The 16,167-nt window shown below is 56.4% G+C and carries 16 protein-coding genes; 9 read left to right on the forward strand and 7 right to left on the reverse strand.

Translation table 11 applies throughout. From position 1 onward, the window contains the following. Positions 1-118: 118 nt before the first annotated feature. The 6 genes from IGS16_RS20930 to hpsL all read left to right on the forward strand — a co-directional run bounded on the left by IGS16_RS20930 (position 119) and on the right by hpsL (position 6,533). On the forward strand, positions 119-1,456 hold the full coding sequence (locus IGS16_RS20930; RefSeq protein ID WP_297088832.1) for an adenylosuccinate synthase: 1,338 nt from the start codon (positions 119-121) through the stop codon (positions 1,454-1,456). A 138-nt stretch (positions 1,457-1,594) separates the two neighbouring features. Next, positions 1,595-3,205: a bifunctional aminoglycoside phosphotransferase/ATP-binding protein gene (locus IGS16_RS20935; protein ID WP_297088833.1), complete on the forward strand. Its 1,611-nt coding sequence runs from the start codon at positions 1,595-1,597 to the stop codon at positions 3,203-3,205. Between the two features lie 12 nt (positions 3,206-3,217). After that, positions 3,218-3,529 carry a hypothetical protein gene (locus IGS16_RS20940; RefSeq protein WP_297088836.1) on the forward strand — a complete coding sequence of 104 codons (312 nt, stop codon included), beginning with the start codon at positions 3,218-3,220 and terminating at the stop codon, positions 3,527-3,529. Between the two features lie 148 nt (positions 3,530-3,677). Continuing rightward, positions 3,678-3,995, forward strand: a complete 318-nt coding sequence (locus IGS16_RS20945) for a hypothetical protein (RefSeq protein WP_297088838.1) — start codon at positions 3,678-3,680, stop codon at positions 3,993-3,995. Positions 3,996-4,304: 309 nt separating this feature from the next. Further along, on the forward strand, positions 4,305-4,592 hold the full coding sequence (locus IGS16_RS20950; RefSeq protein ID WP_297088840.1) for a hypothetical protein: 288 nt from the start codon (positions 4,305-4,307) through the stop codon (positions 4,590-4,592). A 306-nt stretch (positions 4,593-4,898) separates the two neighbouring features. Continuing rightward, complete coding sequence (gene hpsL / locus IGS16_RS20955; protein ID WP_297088842.1) at positions 4,899-6,533, forward strand: hormogonium polysaccharide biosynthesis protein HpsL; 1,635 nt, start codon at positions 4,899-4,901, stop codon at positions 6,531-6,533. 179 nt (positions 6,534-6,712) lie between these two features. Here the strand turns inward: hpsL and IGS16_RS20960 are convergent, their stop codons facing one another. From IGS16_RS20960 to IGS16_RS20970, 3 genes are all read right to left on the reverse strand, one after another. Further along, positions 6,713-6,913, reverse strand: coding sequence for a hypothetical protein (locus IGS16_RS20960; protein ID WP_068508382.1), 201 nt, complete (start codon positions 6,911-6,913; stop codon positions 6,713-6,715). Positions 6,914-7,181: 268 nt separating this feature from the next. Continuing rightward, on the reverse strand, positions 7,182-7,688 hold the full coding sequence (locus IGS16_RS20965) for a GNAT family N-acetyltransferase (protein ID WP_225894760.1): 507 nt from the start codon (positions 7,686-7,688) through the stop codon (positions 7,182-7,184). A 122-nt stretch (positions 7,689-7,810) separates the two neighbouring features. Beyond that, a complete protein-coding gene (locus IGS16_RS20970) occupies positions 7,811-7,969 on the reverse strand; it encodes a hypothetical protein (RefSeq protein WP_297088845.1) in 159 nt (52 codons plus the stop codon). Positions 7,970-8,154: 185 nt separating this feature from the next. On the opposite strand from IGS16_RS20970, the gene IGS16_RS20975 reads away from it, so the two are divergent. Both IGS16_RS20975 and IGS16_RS20980 read left to right on the forward strand, forming a co-directional pair. Continuing rightward, positions 8,155-9,174 carry a permease gene (locus tag IGS16_RS20975; protein ID WP_297088847.1) on the forward strand — a complete coding sequence of 340 codons (1,020 nt, stop codon included), beginning with the start codon at positions 8,155-8,157 and terminating at the stop codon, positions 9,172-9,174. 195 nt (positions 9,175-9,369) lie between these two features. Beyond that, positions 9,370-10,086, forward strand: coding sequence for a TIGR03943 family protein (locus tag IGS16_RS20980; RefSeq protein WP_297088848.1), 717 nt, complete (start codon positions 9,370-9,372; stop codon positions 10,084-10,086). Between the two features lie 179 nt (positions 10,087-10,265). On the opposite strand, the gene IGS16_RS20985 is transcribed toward IGS16_RS20980, so the two are convergent. The 3 genes from IGS16_RS20985 to IGS16_RS20995 form a co-directional block, all read right to left on the reverse strand. After that, complete coding sequence (locus IGS16_RS20985) at positions 10,266-11,072, reverse strand: hypothetical protein (RefSeq protein WP_297088849.1); 807 nt, start codon at positions 11,070-11,072, stop codon at positions 10,266-10,268. 211 nt (positions 11,073-11,283) lie between these two features. Further along, the gene (gene trxA, locus IGS16_RS20990) at positions 11,284-11,607 is read right to left on the reverse strand and encodes a thioredoxin (protein WP_068516004.1); all 324 of its coding nucleotides are present in this window, start codon (positions 11,605-11,607) and stop codon (positions 11,284-11,286) included. Between the two features lie 139 nt (positions 11,608-11,746). Further along, positions 11,747-12,913 (reverse strand): pyridoxal phosphate-dependent aminotransferase, encoded by a 1,167-nt coding sequence (locus IGS16_RS20995; protein ID WP_297088850.1) that lies wholly within the window; start codon positions 12,911-12,913, stop codon positions 11,747-11,749. 361 nt (positions 12,914-13,274) lie between these two features. Between IGS16_RS20995 and IGS16_RS21000 the strand changes: the two genes are divergently transcribed. Then, positions 13,275-15,425, forward strand: a complete 2,151-nt coding sequence (locus IGS16_RS21000) for an HAD-IIB family hydrolase (protein WP_297088851.1) — start codon at positions 13,275-13,277, stop codon at positions 15,423-15,425. A 30-nt stretch (positions 15,426-15,455) separates the two neighbouring features. On the opposite strand, the gene IGS16_RS21005 is transcribed toward IGS16_RS21000, so the two are convergent. Then, positions 15,456-16,130 carry an energy-coupling factor ABC transporter ATP-binding protein gene (locus IGS16_RS21005; protein WP_205370908.1) on the reverse strand — a complete coding sequence of 225 codons (675 nt, stop codon included), beginning with the start codon at positions 16,128-16,130 and terminating at the stop codon, positions 15,456-15,458. Positions 16,131-16,167 lie beyond the last annotated feature (37 nt).

Consider the following 16,167-nt stretch of genomic DNA (forward strand, 5'->3'; position numbering starts at 1 on the left):
AGAAATGGGCATTTCCACTCAGACTAGCAGCGTCTTGCTCCTAAGCATTGACACCAGGAACACGCGCTGTTGATAATGGGAGTTTGCGTATTTCTGAAAATTCTAGCAACTTAAACCCTTGGCAAACGTTGTAGTAATCGGGGCCCAGTGGGGCGACGAAGGAAAAGGGAAGATTACCGACCTGTTGAGCAAGTCCGCCGATGTGGTGGTGCGCTATCAGGGCGGGGTCAACGCGGGTCATACGGTCGTGGTGCAGGGGCAAACCTTCAAGCTGCACCTGATTCCATCGGGTATTTTGTATCCCGCAACAGAGTGCATCATCGGCTCTGGTACGGTGATTGATCCCAAGGTGCTGCTGAGCGAACTGGATCAGCTCGAAAAGCTGGGCGTTTCCAGCAAGAACCTGCTGATTTCTGAGACGGCCCACGTCACCATGCCCTATCACCGCATGATCGATGCCGCCGCCGAAGAGCAGCGCGGCAGCCACAAAATCGGCACAACCAAGCGTGGCATCGGCCCCACCTACGCCGATAAGTCCGAGCGCACGGGCATTCGCGTGGTGGATTTGATGGATGCAGAGGGACTGCGCGACCAGTTGACCTGGACGATCGAATACAAAAACGTCATTTTAGAGAAGCTGTATAACCTGCCGCCGCTCGACCCCGACGCCGTGATCGATGAATACCTGGGCTATGCCGAGCGGCTGCGGCCCCATGTGGTCGATAGCTCCCTGCGAATTAGCCAGGCTGTGCGCCAGCGCCGCAATATCCTGTTTGAGGGCGCACAGGGCACGCTGCTGGATCTCGATCATGGCACTTATCCCTATGTCACCTCGTCGAACCCGGTGTCGGGTGGTGCGTGCGTGGGGGCGGGTGTGGGGCCGACGATCATCGACCGGGTGATCGGCGTGGCCAAGGCCTATACCACTCGCGTCGGCGAAGGGCCGTTTCCGACGGAACTGCTGGGCGATGTGGGCGAAGCGTTGTGCGATCGCGGCGCGGAATTTGGCACCACCACCGGACGCAAGCGGCGCTGCGGCTGGTTTGATGCGGTGATCGGTCGCTATGCCGTCCGCATCAACGGGTTAGACTGCCTGGCCATCACCAAGCTCGACGTGCTGGATGACCTCGACGAAATCAAAGTCTGCACCGCCTATGAAATCGACGGTCAGCAAATTCGCGATTTTCCATCCAACGCGCGGCTGTTTGCTCGCTGTCAGCCCGTTTACAAAACCCTACCGGGCTGGAAGCAAGACACTTCCCACTGTCGATCGCTCGATGACTTGCCGCGTCAAGCGCTGGACTATCTCAAGTTTCTGGCAGAACTGATGGAAGTGCCGATCGCCATCGTTTCCCTCGGAGCCAGCCGCGACCAGACCATTATTGTGGAAGACCCCATCCACGGGCCCAAGCGGGCGCTGCTGTATACCAACGGCGCAGTCGAAACGGCGCAGTAGACTTGGATGGGCGCACGCAGTTCATGATTCGTTTCAGAATACGGTTACAAATGCGCTTGGAAACCTTCCAGGCGCATTTATTCTAGTGAGAAGCTGAAAGTCAAAAAAGCAGCCCTAACCCCCAACCCCCAACCTCTCATGTCCGACTCTGCCCTACCGCCTGTCATCCAGCATATGCTCCAGCCGGGGTTTTACCCGCATCCGGTGCCGCCCGACCCGCTGAAAACTGGGGCAGGCGATCCGCCAGAATATCCTGAAGACTTCTATCCGTCGGATGCGTCGCCCGTGCAGTTGATTCAGACACATATTTCCTATGTGCTGCTGACGGGCGAATATGCCTACAAGGTCAAAAAGCCGCTGAACTTTGGATTTCTGGACTATTCCACGCTGGAAAAGCGGAAACATTTTTGCGAAGAGGAACTGCGGCTGAATCAGCGGGCGGCGGCGGCGATTTATCTGGACGTGCTGCCAATTACCCAAACGGTGGAAAACGGCGTGCCGACCTTTCATCTGGACGGGCCAGGCGAGGTGGTGGAGTATGCGGTGAAGATGCGGCAGTTTCCGCAATCGACCCTCCTGACCAACTTGTATGAGCGGGGCGAACTGACGGAGGACTTGCTAAAAGACCTAGCAGGGGCGATCGCCACGTTCCACCTAAAAACCGAAACCAGCGACTACATCCGAGAATTCGGCCGCGTTGGGCGCGTGCGGCAGGCATTTGACGAAAACTGGGCGCAGACCGCGCAATACATCGGCGGGCCCCAAACCCAGACGCAATTTGACGAGACGAGAGCTTATTGCGATCGCTTCTTTGCCGAAAAAGCCGACTTATTCGACGAGCGCATTCAGCAAAACTGGATTCGTGAGTGCCACGGCGACCTACACCTGCGAAATATCGCCTACTGGAACCAGCAGTTTTTGCTATTCGACTGCATCGAGTTCAACGAGCCGTTTCGATTTGTCGATGTCATGTTCGACATTGCCTACATCGTGATGGACTTGGACGCGCGGCAGCGACCTGACCTGCGGACGGTGTTTTTGAACGAATACGTGGAGCAGACGGGCGATTGGGAAGGGCTGCGGGTGCTGCCGATCTACGTCAACCGCCAGACCTACGTGCGGGCAAAGGTGACGTCCTTTTTGCTAAATGACCCCGGTGTGCCAGAGGAGGAAAAGCGCAAAGCCCACGACACCGCCGCGCTCTATTATCGACTGGCGTGGGACTATACCCAGCCCAAAGCCGGGCGGCTGATGCTGATGAGCGGGCTATCGGGATCGGGGAAGAGTACCACGGCGCGGGCGATCGCCCAAAAGCTGGGTGCCGTCTACATCCGCTCCGATGCAGTCCGCAAACACCTGGGCGGCGTGCCCCTGACAGAGCGTGGCGGCGACGACCTCTACACCCCAGAGATGACCCAAAAGACCTACGATCGCCTGCTGCACCTGGGCACAACGCTGGCCGCCGATGGATACACCGTAATTTTGGATGCCAAATACGATCGGCAGGCACTGCGAGAAGGGGCGATCGCCCAGGCCAGCGCCCACGGCATCCCGCTCCATATTCTCTTCTGCACGGCTCCCCTGGAAATCCTCGCTAAGCGGCTCAGCCAGCGCACAGGCGACATCGCCGATGCTACACCGGAAATTTTGGCAAAGCAGACCTTTGAACCCTTCACGCCTACCGAAGCAGAATACGTTAGAACAATAGACACCACCCAGCCCCTCGACGCGCTCCTGGATTCGCTTTGACAGAGACTCACTATGACCCACGAACTGATTGTTGAAAGGCTAGACACCCTCGATTCCCACGTTGCAGCGGTAGATACCCGCATCGAAGTGCTGGATCAGCGCCTCACCCGACGGCTGGAGACCCTGGCAGAAAGCGTGCAGATTTTATCCGAGCAGGTCGGGCGGATGACCGAGGAATTAACTCGGCTGGAAATTTCTATGCGAGACGGGTTTAGCGAGATCAAAGAGGGTTTTCGGGAAATGCGCGAACAGTCCAAAAAGCGCGACGAGCAAATCGATCGCTTGCTGACGCTTTTGGAGCGGCTGATTCCCGCGAGAGAGTAGCTTTGCGGGGGCAAGGGGTCAGGGGTTAGGGGTCAGGGGTCAGCGCTGAGCGTGAGAGAGGTTGTGGCTTGTAGGCTTTCTCGTGGTTTACACGCTCTTGTTTACTGCGGCTCACGGCATTGGAAGGAATTGCACTGGAGGGATTGCGATGGGCAACAATGATCCGGTGATTGTTGGCATTAAGCTCTGGATTGTGTTTCTCATCGGCTTTGCGCTGTTGGGCTACTGGGTGCCGCTGAGCATTGGGCTGGGGGCGATCGCCGGACTGTCGGGCGCACTCATTGCTAGCTACCGCAAACAGGCACAACCGCTGCCTCCAGAGCAAAAAAGCCAGCGCGATCTGATTCCCCGGCTCAGCCTAGGGCGCAAATCTGAAGAAGAGCCAGATGAAAGGGCGATCGCCCGTCCCCGTCGTGGATTTTTTAGCCGCCCACCGGGGCCCAGCTTTAAATCGCGTCGTCGCTGAGCCATGCCTGTCAAAAAACGCTCGCCTGGAAATATTTTATTTTCATAAAATTAGGGCAACGGTCACCGAGAATTTACGGTTGTAGCTACCAAACGGTCAGGGCTACAACTAAAGCGTTGCGGTCTCTATCGAGAGGCTGCCATCAGGGTTCCAGGATAAATTGCTAGATTCTATAGAAGTTTGCGGATTTCCGTAAAACCACGCGAAAAGCGTATATTTTTTTACTAAGTTTCCACCAGTCAAAATGCAGGCTTCACACTGAACCCAGCAATCTCGAAATTCCGAATGCATCTTACGCGAGAACGAACCATGATACCGACTGTTGTCAATGAGCGCTCTGTCCGCTCGTTCTGGTTCTATAGGGACGGCTACCTGTGTGAAGGCATCCGCTACGGCAATACGCTGTATCGCCTAGTTCAGACCTTTGGAAAGCATGAGGAAGACAGCGCCTATTCGTGTTGCAGTCATTTGCTCCTCTACCCCAGCGCAGATCACCCATCTGCCATCCTCACAATCTCCCCGCAGCAGTATCGACTTTGGGCAGAGTTGCGAATCAAACTGCCCGTAGAGGCTGAAGTTGTGGTGCAATATGCGTAGCCAAAGCATTTGGGCAGGGGGCGCGAGACGCTCGGCTACGATAGGAATGCGATGAGCTAGGTGCCAGAGCGCCTGGGGGACTTCGTCGTCAAATCAATGCTTGGCAACAGCGCTACATTTGAAGCCGCTGGAAGCCCCTACAGACCTTAGACTAGCAATCTAAAATCGCCAAATCTAAAATCCAGAATCAATGTCAGCCATTGATATGGGTTGTTTAGCCTAAGCCGGATTCGCCCAAATCACCCAATCCTACTGTGCGATCGCCCTTCTGCTAGATGCACCCTCTGCTTGCCCTCTACCTGCCCCGTGCTGAAAACAAAGCCCAAGTCCAAAGCCCAGCCCAGCTCGGTTCTAGCGGTTGAATCGCCCCAACCCACCCTGCGTCAGCGTCTTGCTCAGCGCCGCAAAGCCAATCGCCTGCGGCAAGAGCTGGTTACCTTCACGATTTTTGCTGCGTTATTTGCCACAGTGGTTGGTTTTGTTATGGGTCTGGCTGCCGGGGTTCGCCCAGGCATTGGCACCTTCATTGGTACGCTCTGCACCGCGCTGTCGTTTAAGTATCCCCGCCACGCGCTGTGGGCCTTTTTGATTTATATGCCCCTGAGCGGATCGGTGACCTATGCGCTGGGCAGCAGTCCGCTGCTTCAGCTTGCCAAAGACGGATTCTATATTCCTGCCCTCTTCGGCGTGATTCAATATTGCCGCCGCGAAAAGCTGCCCGTGCTGATTCCCCGGCAAATGATTGCACCTGTAGGCATTTTGCTGGGGCTGTGTCTGATGACGCTGCTGGTGGTGAACGGAGGGCAGCAGCTTAGCCCTGCGCCAGGGGAACAGCCGATTTTGATGGGCATTTTGGGACTGAAGGTGCTGATGGGCTACATGCCGCTGGTGGTGTGCGCGTATTATTTGCTACGCGATCGCCGCGATTTGCTGTTCCTGATGCGGCTCACGGTCATTATTATCCTCACCTGCTGCGCCCTGGCGTTTATCCAGTATGTCCTGCTCAAAACCGGGTCCTGCCCTGGCACCCGCTTTGCCCAGGGGCCAGACCTCTACCGCGCTTCCCTCAATGCCCGCTGTTTTGTAGGTGGAGCGTTGCTCTATACGCCCCAACACAACCAGATTCGCTTGCCTGGAACCTTTGTTGCGCCCTGGCAATGGGGCTGGTTCCTGATTTCTGCCGCATTTCTGGCGTTTGCAACGGCATTTAGCGACCCCAGAGCGCAATGGCGCACGACAGGGCTGATTTCTCTCGCATCGGTTTTCATTATGGCGGTGCTATCGGGGCAGCGAGTAGCGCTGATTTTGGTGCCCGGTGTGTTTCTGACGCTGCTGGTGTTGACGGGGCAGGTGGTGAACCTAAAGCGCTTTATCCCTGGTGCAGTCATTCTCGGCGCTGTGCTGGGCTACGCCGCCCTGCGGAACCCCGACATCCTATCCCGACGCTTTGAGAGTCTGCAAAGCCGCTGGGAAGCCTCGCCGCCACACCTGTTTATTCTGGAACAGTTTCAGTGGTCACTGAATAATCAGAACTTCTTGGGTAAAGGGCTGGGACGAGCCACCAACGCCGCCCGCACGCTGGGCGACACTGAGCTAATCGAAACGTACTATCCCAAGCTGCTGTATGAAATTGGAATGCTGGGGACGCTGGCGTTTTTGGCGCTGGTAACCATGCTGACGGTGCTGACCTTTTTGGCCTACCGCTCCATGCGCGATCGCACGTTACGGGGCTATGGCGCAGCACTATGGCTATTCGTGCTGTTCATTAGCTACAACACGTATTACTATCCTCTCGATGTAGACCCCGTTGCGGTTTACTACTGGTTTTTTGCCGGGGTCGTGCTGAAATTGCCAGAACTGGAGCGCCAAGAACGCCTGGAAGCCACTGCTGCCCAGCCCCAGGCTCAACGCCGACGGTTCAAGCGACTAGGCTTTGCTTAGGTGAGGCATGAGGCAGGGTCTTAAAAAAATCAGGGAGGCATCGGTGTCGATACCTCCCTGACCGAGCGGAGCAAAAGGGTGGATTGGGCGATCGCCCAAGGTTTCAAACCAGGTCTTCCAAACCAGGTCTAAAATCGAATTCCTGTTTAACGGGATTGCGGAGCCAGTCCCCTGGCAACCTAGCTCATGGTCGAGCCGCTGCGGTCATAGCTCTGCACAAAAGACGGATGGGGCTTGCCCTGAACATGATTCCAGAGGGTGGGCGTTTCAGCAGGTAGGCCGATTTCGGCTGCGGCACGGCTGAGCATCGATTGCTGGCGATTCTTGATGTTGTGGTGGTGGCGCATCATCAGGGCGCGAGCTTGATCTTGGGTAGACATAGTGAAATCCTTCTGGTGGTGTTAAGTGATGGAACTTTGACGCTTCTTGTTTAATCATAGCAGTAAATTCTGTATCTAAAAATACAGAATGACGCTTTATTGGAAAAATTAATGCTTCTTCATGGCGTGTGTTGCCATGCTAAGTGGCTACGCCAGATTGCCACACTAAATACAGAGCAGCATACAGAGCAGCTTGGTGGGCGATCGCGCTCTCAGGGCAGCGTATTGAGCAGCGTATTGAACGGCTTAAACCGCAACGCGGGAACAATCAGGGTCGCTTAGGACGGTGATGACGCACCCGGCTAGCCTTATCCCGCTCGTAGGCGATCAGGCGGCCGTAAATTTCGTGCTTGCTCAGGTTCATCGACAGATAAACATGGCGACGGGGGTTGCCAAACCCCTTGCGCCGAAAGAACTTGATCGCAGGTTCATTAGCCGGATCGGTGTCCACCAGCATGAACCGAGCGCCCTCCTCGATCATGCGCTCAACGATTTTGTCCACCAGCTTATCCGCCACGCCGCGCCGCTGAAACTTGGGACTGACTCCTAGCCAGATAATGTAGCCGTAGACCCAGGATGCCTTGCTGATAATCGTGCCCAGCACAAAGCCTGCCAGTTCGCCTTCGATTTCTGCAACCAGGCAATATTCTGGGTCGGTGTTGTATTGCCCAATCACTTCCCACTCGTCCCAGGTGCGATACAGGTAGGGATAGAGGTCGCTAGTAAACAGGCTTTCCCCCAGATGAAACACCGGGGCGAGGTCGTCGATGTCCATGTCCCGAATCTCGACGGGCAGGGTATTGGCGATCGCCCGTTCCCGCTCAGCCTTATTACTTTCGGAATCAGAAGCCATAGTTAGACGTCAGGAGGTCAGAAATAGAGGTTGAGAAATAGGGATTAGGGCAAAAAGCGAGCTTCGGGAAAGACATTCGGAATGCCTTGCGGAAACGTCGAGATCACCAGTTGAGACAGCGGATCGAGATGACGGGTCGGGGCAATGGAGCATGTCTGATAATTCTGATAATTCTGACCCGCTTCGATGGCAACACCACTCATCCCACTCAACCTTATCGCGATTCCGGTGGGGGATTGGGCCGGTTTCCCCCGCGATTGATCCTGCAAAAGCCTCGCTTTTTGGGCGGAAACCCGCCTTTTGAAAAACCCGTCTGCGATCGGACAGTGTAGAATAGCCTCTCAGACCCAATCGGGGATCGCTAGACCGAAGAATTAGGTTAGACCGCATGGATCGATTGAACAATGCGCTGACGCTGTTTTTCAGCCTGCTCGTGGAGGCGATGCCCTTTTTGCTGCTGGGCGTGCTGTTTTCGAGTGTGCTGCTGCTATTCGTGGATGAGCGGCGGCTGATTGCGGCAGTGCCCAAACATCCGCTGTTGGCGGCGATGATTGGCGGCGGCATTGGCTTCTTGTTTCCCGTGTGCGAGTGCGGCAACGTGCCTGTAGCGCGGCGGCTGATTGTGCAGGGTGCGCCCGCGTCGATGGCGGTGGGCTTCTTGCTGGCGGCTCCCACCGTGAATCCGGTGGTGTTTTGGGCAACGTGGATTGCCTTTCGGGATCAGCCGGAGATCGTGTTTTTGCGGGTGGGGCTGTCGCTGCTGGTGGCAGTAATTGTGGGCTGGGTGTTTAGCGCTCAGGCAGACCTGCGGCCGCTGATGCAGCCGGGAGTGGCGCGGGCCATGCCAGCAGTGCGCGGGGCGGCTGCAAAGCCAGCGGGTGAGTCGTCCCTGTTGCAGTCAGGAACCTATTGGCTGGGACAGGCGGATCAGCCCATTCGCCCGGATGGGTCGCTGTCTTCGTCGGCGATCGCCATCAATCCCGTCCTCACCAAGCCGCTATCGGACAAGCTGTGGCTGTTGGTGAACAACATTGTGCAGGAAATGCGCGAGTTGGGCGGTGTGCTGATTTTGGGAACGGCGATCGCCGCAATCGTTCAAGTCTTTGTGCCGCGCGAGTGGGTGATTGGGTTGGGGCAGGGCCCGGTCACGTCGATTTTGGCGATGATGCTGCTGGCGTGGATTGTGTCGATTTGCTCAACGGTGGATTCGTTTTTTGCCCTGTCCTTTGCCTCTACTTTTACCAGCGGCGCATTGCTGGCGTTTCTGGTGTTTGGCCCGATGATTGACCTGAAAAACATCGCGCTGCTGCTGTCGATGTTTCGCGGCCGGGCGATCGCCTATCTGTTTATCCTGGCGGGTCAGCTCACGTTTTTGTTTTGCTTGCTGATTAATCTGTATATCAGCTAGAACAGGAGGGCTGGAGGGCTGGGATAACAGGGGGACGGAGTAACAGGTTGGCTGGGTGACGGAGCAACGGAGTGATGGTGTGACCGAATGATGGTTGTGACGGAGTGACGGAGTGACGGAGTGATGGTAAGCAGGAGCAGTAATCGGCCTCGGAAAAATCGGACAGGGCTTTGGCTAATCTGGCTAGATGCAGGGATGCTGCTGGCTTGGGGCGGGCTGATGCTGCGCTTTTGGCTGACTGGGCGGATTAATATCCTGCTGCATCCAGATTACGTCTGGCTGGCGATCGCCGCTGGGTTTGCGCTACTGGGGCTGGGCGTGGCCAAACTGTGGGAGGGGCTGCGGCTGCTGCGACGCGGCATTGCCATTACCCAGCCCTCAGAGTCCCACGCAAACCTGCTGCCGCCCGGATGGAGTAGCGCCCTGCTGCTGGCGATCGCCCTGTTTGGCCTCCAGTTTACGCCCCGCGCCTTTGCCAGCCAGGTCGCCATCGAGCGCGGCGTAGCGGATACGCTCACCCTGACGCGATCGCAGCCTCAGTCCTTCCGCACCAACACCCGCCCCGAAGATCGCTCGCTGATCGACTGGGTGCGCCTGCTGAACGTCTACCCCGAACCCGATGCCTACACGGGTCAAAAAGCCTCGGTCGAAGGGTTTGTCATCCATTCACCCAACCTGCCCAGCAACTATTTCACCATTACCCGCTTTGTGATTACCTGCTGCGCCGCAGACGTATACCCGGTTGGGCTGCCCGTGCGAATTGAGGGCGATCGCACCGCCTACGAACAAGACCAGTGGCTCCGTGTAGAAGGCGACATGGCGACGGAAATCCTCGACGGCCAACGCCAACTGGTCATCCAGGCCACGTCCTTGACCCCGATTGAGGAACCCCAGAATCCGTATGATTATTAGTGATTATTGGGCGCTGTGGGCCGACCATCAAATTCTTGCAGCTAGTCCATCTTCCATCTCTACTGGCGGCAACTCTAAGAACTCGCGAATCGCCTCAGCTACCGCTTGTTTGCCGGGTACACCAGCACTGTAGGTACGCATGAGCGGAAGGCGATCGCCCGACTGCATCACCCTAGTCTCTAAACTTCCTTGATTTCCACAGGCGGCAATCCCAAGAATGCTCGAATCGCTTCGGCCGCTTCCTGTTTGCTTTCCAGATTGCTGCTATAAGTCTCAGTCAGGGGATGGCGATCGCCCCGCTGCGTCAGCAGCACTACGCCATACCCCGTTAAATCTTCACTGCTACACTGCTCAATGACCACAGCCTGAATCTCTCGCAGCCATAGCTCCTGCTTAAGGCGGCCATTTGCTCCAAACACCTGCATTTTGCCCATCAAGCGATCAAACTCGAAGCGATGGGGTTTGCGCCGCAGGAGGGCGATCGCCAGACCGGCCAGCCCCAGTGGGCCCCATATAAAGCTCCAGATAGACCGGGTTTGTAGGGCGATCGCAGGGCGACCAGGATTGACCAGAAACCGTTGAACCGCTTCAGCCATCTGCTGAGCGCGAGCTTGATCCATCGTATTCAGCCCCAGTTGCGTCACCGCCTCAGTTCCACTCAGCTTTAGGTCATAGACCAGATAGTCCCCGTCATCTGAACGACGGGTTTCACTAATAACCTGAACTGTGGTCAGGGAGCCGAGCCGAACCGTCTCACGAGGAATTAGGCCCACTCCAAGGGTGCGAACCACTTGGCAGTGGGTAGTAGATAGGTCGGGGCGATCGCACGTCAGGCGATTATTGCTGAAAACCCCAAGCCACAGACAGGAGATTATCAGTAGGACAAATGCAGAAGGACGCTCCCAGGATGGACATTTCAGCACCAAATGTCCGCCTTCTTGATGGGTGGGTTTGGGCCCCAAATCAAAGCTGACTATTCCGCCCATACCGCTTGTTTGCCTCCATGTAGCCTGCCATCCAGCGTTGACGTAATCTGGTTGGATGCTACGGTGCTAACAAAAAGATCCACCTTCTGACAAGTGCAAAAACCCCACCTGTGGGTAAGGTGGGGCAAGCTAAACTCCGGCAGGAGCATTAGCGAATAACCCGGTACACGCTAACGATCAAAGCCTTTCGCGCTTAATTGGCTCTTAAAAACTATAGATGCTTTTCAAGCGTGCTGGCGAGGGTCGTCTTGGGAACTGCGCCGACTACCATGTCCACGCGCTGACCGCCTTTGAAAATCATCAGCGTAGGGATGCTGCGGATGCCATACTGAGTGGCAACGCTGGGGTTCTCGTCGGTATTCACTTTTACGACCTTTACCTGTCCCGCGTATTGCTCAGCAATCTCATCGACTACAGGAGCAACCATCCGGCAGGGGCCACACCAAGGGGCCCAGAAATCTACCAGAACGGGGACATCGCTATCAAGAACTTCTTGCTTAAAAGTGGAATCTGTAACTTGTGCGGCTGCTGACATGCCTATAAGTCCTTCGCCTTCAATATCAATGGAAATCTTACCATAGCGAACTCACCCGCTTCAGCAGCCAGAGTCTTAATAGTGAGTTACATTTGGGTCGCCTGTCGCCTTGCGGGGATCGCCTGGGTCGTCTGGGTTGCTACACAATCCCATGAAGGAATTTCTCTAACCGATCCATGCCGCGCTTGATGGTGTCTAAATCGGTCGCGTAGGACAAGCGAATGCAGTCGTCTGCGCCAAAAGCCGCGCCCGGAACTGTGGCAACCTGATACTGATCTAGCAGTTCGCTGCAAAAATCGAGGGAAGATCGTCCCGTTTTGGCGATGCTGGGGAACATATAGAATGCGCCATCGGGTTTGGGACACTCTAGCCCTGGCATGGCGTTGAGGGCATCCAGCATGTAGCGGCGGCGCTCGGCAAAGGCGGCTAGCATTTCCTGCACGCAGTCTTGGGAATTTTCATAGGCGGCGATCGCCCCATATTGGGCAAAGGTGCAGACATTGGAGGTGCTGTGGCCCTGGATTTTTGTTGCCGCTTTTACCAGGGGCACTGGCCCTGCTAAAAAGCCAACGCGCCAGCCCGTCATAGCGTAGGTTTTGGCAAACCCGCTGCACACGACAGAGCGTTCGTAGGCTTCTGGGCTGGCTGCGCCGATGCTGAGATGCTGAGCGCCGTCGTAAAGAATTTTTTCGTAGATTTCGTCCGACAGTATCCAAAGGTCGGACTCGACGGCCACCTGGGCGATCGCCCGCACTTCGTCTGGCGTGTAGACCATGCCCGTCGGGTTGGAGGGCGTGTTAAAAACCAGTAGCTTGGTCTTGGGCGTAATCGCCTGCCGGATCTGCTCTGGCGAGACTTTGAACTGGGTTTCGACCGTCGTGGGCAGGATGACAGGTACGCCCTCTGCCAGCTTCACCATTTCGGGATAGCTGACCCAAAAGGGCGCGGGGATAATCACCTCATCCCCGGGTTCAATCATCGCCAGCATCAGGTTAAAGATCGACTGCTTGCCGCCGTTGGTGACCAGAATATTGTCTGCCCCGTAGCATAGCCCGTTGTCGCGCTGGAGCTTTTGGGCGATCGCCTCTCGCAGTCTGGGTTCTCCCGCAGCCGGGCCATAGCGCGTCTTGCCTTCATCCAGCGCGGCTTTGGCAGCTTCTACAATATGCTTGGGCGTGTTGAAATCTGGCTCTCCGGCGCTAAAGCTGCATACGTCAATGCCCTCTGCCTTCATGGCTTTGGCCTTTGCGTCAATAATCAGCGTCATCGACGGCGATACGTTCTCTACCCGTGCTGCCAGTTTCATGCCTACCCCAAATGCTTGACCGTTCAAGACGTTTTAGCTGAATGTAGCTCACTTCAGCCTACTGTGAATGCTGGCGTGGGTTGGAAAATGTCAGGCGTTTTTTACAAACCGGGGGATGGACTGGGGTGGGGAGACGTAGGGTGTGGGCGATCGCCGCCAAACCGGTTTAGGAGTGATAAGGTGACGAAATATTAGCCGAAAGAGAGTATCGCAGCACCCTCAGATTGCAGTAAGTTACACATCAGCTAGACAGCTAGACCGCTCATTACCCCAATCCCTATTTACGTCAGTCCCATTACGCCAATCCCCATTACGCCAATCCCCATTACGCCAAGACCCTAACCCCCTCTTCCAAAAAAATATGCCCAACCACAGTCACAACGGTCTGTATATTGCGCTGATCAGTGTGCATGGCTTGATTCGGGGTCAGAATATGGAGCTAGGGCGCGATTCTGACACAGGCGGCCAGGTGAAGTACGTGGTGGAGCTGGCCCGCGCCCTGGCCCAGCAACCTGGCGTGGCAGCGGTCGATTTGTTTACCCGGCTGATTGCCTCGCCCGATGTGGATCAAGACTATAGCGAGGATCTTGAGCCGCTGGGCGGCAAGGCCCGGATTGTGCGAATTGTGGCGGGCCCGCCGGAAGAATACATCCCCAAGGAGCAACTGTGGGATTACTTGGACAGCTTTGTGGACAATATGCTGGCGTTTTTTCGCACGAGCGATCGCGTGCCAGACCTGATCCACAGCCACTATGCCGATGCAGGCTACGTGGGCAGCCGCCTGGCTAACTTTCTGAACGTGCCGCTCGTGCATACGGGGCACTCGCTAGGACGGGTCAAGCGGACGCGGCTGCTGGCAAATGGACTGTCGTCGCAGGATATTGACCAGCGCTATAACATGCTGCGCCGGATCGAGGCAGAAGAGCTAACCCTGGCAAGCGCTGAGTTAATTATCACCAGCACGCGCCAGGAGGTGGAAGAACAGTACGAACTGTATGACTGCTACCAGCCGGAGCGGATGCGCGTGATTCCCCCTGGCACAGACCTGACGCTGTTTTACCCGCCCCAAGGGGATGAGTGGGAAACGGCGATCGCCCAGGATATTTGCCGCTTCTTGCGCGAACCGAAGAAGCCACTGATCCTGGCGCTGTCTCGTCCCGATGCCCGCAAAAACATTGGGGCACTGGTGAAGGCCTACGGCAGTTCCGAGCAACTCCAGGAATTGGCCAATCTGCTGATTGTGGCGGGCAGCCGGAACAATATTAAGGATATGGACGCAGGCGCTCAGGAAGTGCTGACGGAGCTATTCCTGGCGTTCGATTACTATGACCTCTACGGTCGCGTTGCCTATCCCAAGCGCCACAAAGCCGACGAAGTGCCCTATATCTATCGACTGGCGGCCCTATCTGGCGGTGTGTTTGTCAATCCAGCCCTGACAGAACCCTTTGGGCTGACGCTCATCGAGGCAGCGGCCAGCGGCTTGCCGATTGTGGCAACGGAGGACGGCGGCCCGCGCGACATCATTGGCAACTGCAACAACGGCATCCTGATCGATCCGCTGGACAGTGATACGATTGTTGCCGCGTTGCTGACGCTGCTAGAAAACCCAGAAAAACGGCAGCTTGCTGTTGAAAACGGGCTGCGGGGCGTGCGCGAACATTATTCCTGGGAAGCCCACGCATCCAGCTACCTGGAGGTGATTCGACCGCTGCTCGACAAGACCCAGGTAGTGGAGCGAGTGCCGCTGTCACGCCGCGCTATGGTCTACAACGATCGGGCGATCGTTACCAGCCTCGATCAAAACCTGCTGGGCAACCCGGTTGATATTCCCTACTTTGTCGAAGTACTGCGCGAGAATCGCAAGTCTACGGCTTTCGCTGTGGCCACCGGGCGGACACTAGAGTCTGCCCTGAAAGTGATGCGCCAGTATCATATTCCCGAACCCGATGTGCTAATCAGCAGCAGCGGCACGGTGATTCACTATCGTCCGGATTTTACAGAAGATACCTGGTGGAAGCGGCATATCGACCACCGCTGGACACCCGGAGAAGTGCGGCGTGTTTTAGCCGATCTGCCAGGTCTAGAGTTGCAGCCCGGCATCCACCAGAGCCAATTCAAAATCAGCTACTTCTATGATGCGGAGGTCGCGCCCGCGATTCAAGAAATCAAGAGCCTGCTCTATCAGGAAGATTTGGCAGTGAATGTGATCTTCTCCTTTGGGCAATATCTGGATATCTTACCCATCCGCGCCTCTAAGGGGCAGGCGTTGCGCTACGTGGCTGACCGCTGGGGCATCCCGCTAGAGCATATTCTGGTGGCGGGTGGCTCTGGAGCCGATGAAGACATGATGCGCGGCAATACGCTGGCAGTCGTGGTGGCTAATCGACACCATGAGGAACTGTCGCACCTGATGGATGGGGAGCGGATTTATTACGCCAAGCAGGCCCACGCGCTGGGCATTGTGGAGGCGATCGCCCATTTTGACTTTTTCAACACCATGACGGAAGTCTGAGCGACCCAAGCTTCTGCAATTTCTGGTGTCCTAACCCCTCACTGCGCCGGCCATCATCCGCTGCTTTAGCCGCTGCGGATCGCCCGACTCCACAATCCGACCCGCCTCCATAAAAAAGGCTCCATCGGCGTAGTTCAGTTCGTCTAGGCGATGCGTCACCCAGAGCGCCGTCATGCCGCGTGTTTTCACCAGTTGCCGGACTTGATCGACCAGATCAAGCTGGCTATCGGGGTCGAGCAGGGCGGTGGGTTCGTCTAGCAGCAGCACCTCGCAATGGCGGGCGATCGCCCCTGCAATGGCCACCCGCTGCTTTTGTCCACCGCTCAGCGCGTAAATGGGCCGACGCTGCAAATGCAGCAGGTTCACTGCCGCCAGCGCCTCTTGCACCCGCTGTCGAGTTTCAGCCGTAGACAGGTTTTCTGCCACCAGCCCAAAGGCCACATCTGCCCCCACCGTTGGCATCACCAGTTGATGATCGGGATTTTGAAACACAAACCCGACGGGCTGCACCAAGTTGACTTGCCCCGACTGGGGAGCCAGTAACCCTGTCATCAGCTTTAGCAGCGTAGACTTGCCGCTGCCGTTCGTCCCCAGCAGCATCCAAAATTGCCCCTTGGGGACATGCAGCGAACAGTTCTGCAACACTGGCGATTGTGCCGACCAGGCAAAGCTTACAGACTCAATGGCGATCGCCCACTCACTCATCTAACCCACCTTCAATCACAGGAGCAGCCCCCAAGAG

The organism is Thermoleptolyngbya sp. C42_A2020_037 (assembly GCF_015272455.1).
Taxonomy (GTDB): domain Bacteria; phylum Cyanobacteriota; class Cyanobacteriia; order Elainellales; family Elainellaceae; genus Thermoleptolyngbya.

Coding starts and splice junctions, on each gene's coding strand:
- IGS16_RS20935 (WP_297088833.1), top strand. CDS start 1,595: ATGTCCGACTCTGCCCTACCGCCTGTCATCCAGCATATGCTCCAGCCG.
- IGS16_RS20940 (WP_297088836.1), top strand. CDS start 3,218: ATGACCCACGAACTGATTGTTGAAAGGCTAGACACCCTCGATTCCCAC.
- IGS16_RS20945 (WP_297088838.1), top strand. CDS start 3,678: ATGGGCAACAATGATCCGGTGATTGTTGGCATTAAGCTCTGGATTGTG.
- IGS16_RS20950 (WP_297088840.1), top strand. CDS start 4,305: ATGATACCGACTGTTGTCAATGAGCGCTCTGTCCGCTCGTTCTGGTTC.
- IGS16_RS20960 (WP_068508382.1), bottom strand. CDS start 6,913: ATGTCTACCCAAGATCAAGCTCGCGCCCTGATGATGCGCCACCACCAC.
- IGS16_RS20965 (WP_225894760.1), bottom strand. CDS start 7,688: ATGGACATCGACGACCTCGCCCCGGTGTTTCATCTGGGGGAAAGCCTG.
- IGS16_RS20970 (WP_297088845.1), bottom strand. CDS start 7,969: ATGAGTGGTGTTGCCATCGAAGCGGGTCAGAATTATCAGAATTATCAG.
- IGS16_RS20975 (WP_297088847.1), top strand. CDS start 8,155: ATGGATCGATTGAACAATGCGCTGACGCTGTTTTTCAGCCTGCTCGTG.
- IGS16_RS20980 (WP_297088848.1), top strand. CDS start 9,370: ATGCTGCTGGCTTGGGGCGGGCTGATGCTGCGCTTTTGGCTGACTGGG.
- IGS16_RS20985 (WP_297088849.1), bottom strand. CDS start 11,072: ATGGGCGGAATAGTCAGCTTTGATTTGGGGCCCAAACCCACCCATCAA.
- trxA (WP_068516004.1), bottom strand. CDS start 11,607: ATGTCAGCAGCCGCACAAGTTACAGATTCCACTTTTAAGCAAGAAGTT.
- IGS16_RS20995 (WP_297088850.1), bottom strand. CDS start 12,913: ATGAAACTGGCAGCACGGGTAGAGAACGTATCGCCGTCGATGACGCTG.
- IGS16_RS21000 (WP_297088851.1), top strand. CDS start 13,275: ATGCCCAACCACAGTCACAACGGTCTGTATATTGCGCTGATCAGTGTG.
- IGS16_RS21005 (WP_205370908.1), bottom strand. CDS start 16,130: ATGAGTGAGTGGGCGATCGCCATTGAGTCTGTAAGCTTTGCCTGGTCG.